Origin of the sequence: Alteromonas sp. CH_MED4-4 (assembly GCF_037029575.1) — a bacterium.
Classification (GTDB): domain Bacteria; phylum Pseudomonadota; class Gammaproteobacteria; order Enterobacterales; family Alteromonadaceae; genus Alteromonas; species Alteromonas macleodii.
The window spans coordinates 1-3,986 of record NZ_JAYMEU010000060.1; the positions used below are offsets into that span (position 1 = coordinate 1).

A 3,986-nucleotide genomic window follows, 5' to 3' on the forward strand; every position below is an offset into this window, starting at 1 on the left:
GAGCTCGAACATAAGCACGCATTTTTCTTTTTGTGATATTAAGTTTTGGTTGTTGACATGGGGGAGTCCACATAAGCCTGCGAGCGGCTTAATGTGATTGTTATATTCGAAATCTGCGCAAAAATTCGCAAAATCCTGTAACCAAGAGTGTTATTTCCAAAGAGTTTGTTGATACCCACGTTACCACTGTGGCTATAGTCTCCAAAATGGTCCAAAGAAATTTCATCTTCCCCCTGTAAGGTACTAACTGATGAGCCATATTTTTATTCAGAGTGAAAAAGGTAGAGTTACTTTCATCATTCAAAGCATTATATGCAGATGAGCTAAGCTCTTTATTAGCTTCTTTGATCAGTTTGTAATATCTATAATATTTGAAATAGATCATTTCAGCTATTTGGCGCTCGAAAAACTTAGTCATTAGTGTCGCTGGAATGAACATGCTTAAACCGGCAACCATTCCAGATTCAGATTTTCCTGCCTCAGATAGTTTTGTTGGCCCATTCCTTTTTAACTCTAATGAGCTTGTATCAACAAGTAGTTCGGTGATCTGTAGAGAAAAAAACAATTCGATTAAAAGGAATTTTAAATTTTTAGTAAAACTTATTTCTTTTGACCATAGTAAGAAAATTGACGTGTATTCTTCTTTTCTTTTTTTAGAGAATTCAAAATTATTCATACCAGTTCCTTTGGAATATAACGCTAAGCTTTGGGGCGCTAACATGGGGCCATAATTGCGAAGCGGCCCCGTGTTAGCGTCCCAGCGACCGAAGGGAGTGCCAACAGCGTTTTGTTAGGCGTACAACTGAAAGTACGCAGCTTTGCTGCCACCACTAGCCAAATAGGCCGCGTGTTTAAATTATTGAATTTAAGATAAAACAACCCTGTGCGAAATGCCAGATGTTCACGACATTGCTGGATAAAAGAGCGGGTTTAGAAGACTGGTGATGCAGAATATTAGCGATGTGATGTTAATTAAAAGCGCGTTGCTAAAGTCATTAAAATAACTGAGAAAGCTAGCTGTGAAGACAACCTAACGAAACAACCTTGATGCTGGAATGTCACGGCTGATCCTACTTTTTAATGCTGTAAGTAAATGACGCCTAACTTTCCAATAACGGGCGCAGACATGTGGGGCATAATGCCGCAGCCGCCCCGCGTGTATGCGTCCCAGCGAACGTAGTGAGTGCGTTTATTGGCTTGTTAGGTGCGCTCACGCCAAGACCCCATTTAGCAGCATACTAGGCATAAAAAAGTAAAAAGCCAATAAGCCCGAACTTGTAAATAGAAGTGCGGCTGCACAAAAAGAAGCTTGTACGAAGAAAACGGAAGGTTTAGCAGATGCACTATGTCTCAAAGCCACTATTGAGGTTTGTAAACATTCTTTAATTGCTTGGTATTTTGTTGAGAACCAAGAAATGATGGGAGCTAGGCTAGCAAAAACGAGAGCAAATGCGACTTCCATACCACCTAATTGAACTAAGAAGGCTATCTCTGACAAAACTGCCGCCGCAACAACCATTGCGATACCGATAACTGCGCGTTGTAGATTAGTTAATTCATTCCATGATTTCATAATTTTTCCTTTTAGCACCTAACTTTCCAATAACGGGCGCAGACATGTGGGGCATAATGGCGCAGCCGCCCCGCGTGTATGCGTCCCAGCGAACGCAGTGAGTGAGTTTATTGAGTTGTTAGGCCGCGCTGATAAGTTAGTCACGGCTATTAATAAAACTTTGTAACTCATCTGAGAAGCCACTGATTTGTTTAGCTTCTAGAAGGCCGTCTGATTTCATTAATACAAGTTGCAGCATAGCTTTAGACCTTGCATTGTAATCGAATATGTTGGCGATACGTTTGTCGCTGTTCTCCATCAATTTATACAAATAAAGATATTTTGCATGATTTGAAAGTTCGGGATCTTCGATTCCTTTACGCACATCGTCTAAAACTTGCTGGCAGCATTTATCTAATGCATCTGCCTTAACTTGTTTGAAGTGTTTCCAATCTGCCTCTGAAATCATGTTTTACCTCTATAGGCCTAACGCCCCAATAACGGGCGCAAACGCGTAGGCAAAATAGCGCAGCGGCCCTGCGTGTTTGTGTCCCAGCGAGCGTAGCGAGTGAGTTTATTGGATTGTTAGAGGTCATCTTTGACGCTACCACTGAACTGTTTCTTAGCCGCATACAAACCGAAGGCTAAAAGTGTGGCAGAAAACACTAAAAAAGTCACAAACGGCCAATCAGGAAGATCATTTGTCGATGTATTGAAAAGCCAAGCGGCAGGTGCAAAGGGAACCGTGGCGACTATTAGCAATGAAAGCGCAATTTTTTTGTTGCAGTTTTGAAGTTGTCTAACGGAAAAGAGACACAGGGTCATTGTGATTATGCTTAGCGGGGATATGAATAAACTTGGGATAAACACAATAACGCAATAGAGCTCAAACCAACCAACAGCAGAATGAGTAAATACTAAGCTCCCGTTCCGGCTTTCTTTGGTGAGATATTGGTAAATTTGTTTGGTCCGACTAAACACTCTTGACCTCTAACTTTTCAATAACGGGCGCAGACATGTGGGGCATAATGGCGAAGCCGCCCTACGTGTATGCGTCCCAGCGAACGAAGTGAGTGAGTTGATTGAGTTGTTAGATTCCCGGCTACCGATCACAAACATAATCTCCGTATGCTCCTGATGGGCAAATTCCTCGGTCAGACGAGCTCCATCCCAACACGACCAATATAAAAATACTCAATAAAATAAAATACGTAATTCTAAACGTTTCGAAGCAACCTAGCTTGCAGGATAACTTTTTCCCAATAAAGTAGAACGAAAGCCAAAAAATCCAACATGCAGCTATTGATAATATAGCAATGCATATTCCAATGGCAGCCTCTTTACCGCCTATTACTAAGCCCATTAAACCAAGGAAAATCAAGCTAATAATAAAGCCAAAAGCAGATTTAATAACTTGAACGCTTTTTTGATTCATTCCTTGGCCTTAATTGAAATCTAACACCCGCATAACGGGCAAAAATACGTAGGCTACAATACCAAGCGAAGCGCAGGGAGCCTACGTGTTTTTGTCCCTAGCGAGCGCAGCGAGTGTTAATGCGATTGTTATGTTGCTAATGCGCCCATACACTTCTTGTAAGTGGAGATAACTAAACCAAGCGACAATTCTTTCTCAACCTTTTTGCCACTATTCAAAACACAGCTCAAATGGATTTTATTCCCACTTAAAGTAGCTCTAGCCACCATATCATCGGTAGTTGGACCGTGGTTAAGAAATAGATAGTCGTTATCCATACAGCCACTCTCAATATAGGCTAATTCATTTTTCAGAGAATTGGTGAAGCTAGGCAGATAGACAGTGTTGTCGAAATAAGTCAGTAAAACTGAGTCTAGCCAGATATCTACATTTTGAAGTGTAGAGGAATGTTTTTCACCAATCGAAAAGGCGAATTCACTACGCAAACCTATGTCCATATCGTCCTTGCAACATAACTTTCCAATAACGGGCGCAGACATGTGGGGCATAATGGCGCAGCCGCCCCACGTGTATGCGTCCCAGCGAACGCAGTGAGTGAGTTTATTGGGTTGTTATGTGCTTTCACCTTAGTTGAGCTCCACACTCTCCGCACTTTTTAGCAAACAGCTGCACCCCAGGATTTCCTAAAGCACGTGGTATCGAGTTGCATTTAGGGCATCGATACCATGTAAAAGTAGCAAACATAAAACCTAGCACCATGATGACGAAAGGAAAACCGGGATTTATGTATATGGACGAAAAAGAATTAATAACGACTACAACGGCAAAGGGTAGCGCGAAAATAAGCAAACCCCATAAGAACTTTTTCTCTCTTGCTGCGAATTCAGTTTTAATTTTTAAATCTGGCATAGTCTAGCGGCACATAACGCTAAGCTTTGGGGCGCTAGCACGTGGGCTAAAATCCGAGCGAAGCGAGTCAGCCCACGTGTTAGCGTCCCA

Annotated in this window: 6 protein-coding genes; 1 reads left to right on the forward strand and 5 read right to left on the reverse strand. The window is 41.9% G+C overall.

What is annotated here, in order from left to right; translation table 11 throughout:
• Positions 1-100 precede the first annotated feature (100 nt).
• The 3 genes from WA381_RS20790 to WA381_RS20800 all read right to left on the reverse strand — a co-directional run bounded on the left by WA381_RS20790 (position 101) and on the right by WA381_RS20800 (position 2,021).
• Complete coding sequence (locus WA381_RS20790) at positions 101-676, reverse strand: hypothetical protein (RefSeq protein WP_156085905.1); 576 nt, start codon at positions 674-676, stop codon at positions 101-103.
• A gap of 534 nt (positions 677-1,210) precedes the next feature.
• The gene (locus WA381_RS20795; RefSeq protein WP_156085906.1) at positions 1,211-1,573 is read right to left on the reverse strand and encodes a hypothetical protein; all 363 of its coding nucleotides are present in this window, start codon (positions 1,571-1,573) and stop codon (positions 1,211-1,213) included.
• Between the two features lie 136 nt (positions 1,574-1,709).
• Entirely contained in the window at positions 1,710-2,021 is a 312-nt protein-coding gene (locus WA381_RS20800; protein ID WP_156085907.1) for a hypothetical protein, read from the reverse strand.
• A 183-nt stretch (positions 2,022-2,204) separates the two neighbouring features.
• On the opposite strand from WA381_RS20800, the gene WA381_RS20805 reads away from it, so the two are divergent.
• A complete protein-coding gene (locus WA381_RS20805) occupies positions 2,205-2,345 on the forward strand; it encodes a hypothetical protein (protein ID WP_156085908.1) in 141 nt (46 codons plus the stop codon).
• 309 nt (positions 2,346-2,654) lie between these two features.
• Here WA381_RS20805 and WA381_RS20810 read toward each other — a convergent pair whose 3' ends face one another.
• Both WA381_RS20810 and WA381_RS20815 read right to left on the reverse strand, forming a co-directional pair.
• On the reverse strand, positions 2,655-2,987 hold the full coding sequence (locus WA381_RS20810) for a hypothetical protein (protein WP_156085909.1): 333 nt from the start codon (positions 2,985-2,987) through the stop codon (positions 2,655-2,657).
• Positions 2,988-3,115: 128 nt separating this feature from the next.
• Positions 3,116-3,535: a hypothetical protein gene (locus WA381_RS20815; protein ID WP_156085910.1), complete on the reverse strand. Its 420-nt coding sequence runs from the start codon at positions 3,533-3,535 to the stop codon at positions 3,116-3,118.
• Positions 3,536-3,986: the final 451 nt, after the last annotated feature.

Bases quoted from the DNA above. Each gene is read 5' to 3' on its own strand.
- WA381_RS20790 (WP_156085905.1), bottom strand. From the start codon at position 676: ATGAATAATTTTGAATTCTCTAAAAAAAGAAAAGAAGAATACACGTCA.
- WA381_RS20815 (WP_156085910.1), bottom strand. From the start codon at position 3,535: ATGCCCCACATGTCTGCGCCCGTTATTGGAAAGTTATGTTGCAAGGAC.
- WA381_RS20795 (WP_156085906.1), bottom strand. From the start codon at position 1,573: ATGAAATCATGGAATGAATTAACTAATCTACAACGCGCAGTTATCGGT.
- WA381_RS20800 (WP_156085907.1), bottom strand. From the start codon at position 2,021: ATGATTTCAGAGGCAGATTGGAAACACTTCAAACAAGTTAAGGCAGAT.
- WA381_RS20810 (WP_156085909.1), bottom strand. From the start codon at position 2,987: ATGAATCAAAAAAGCGTTCAAGTTATTAAATCTGCTTTTGGCTTTATT.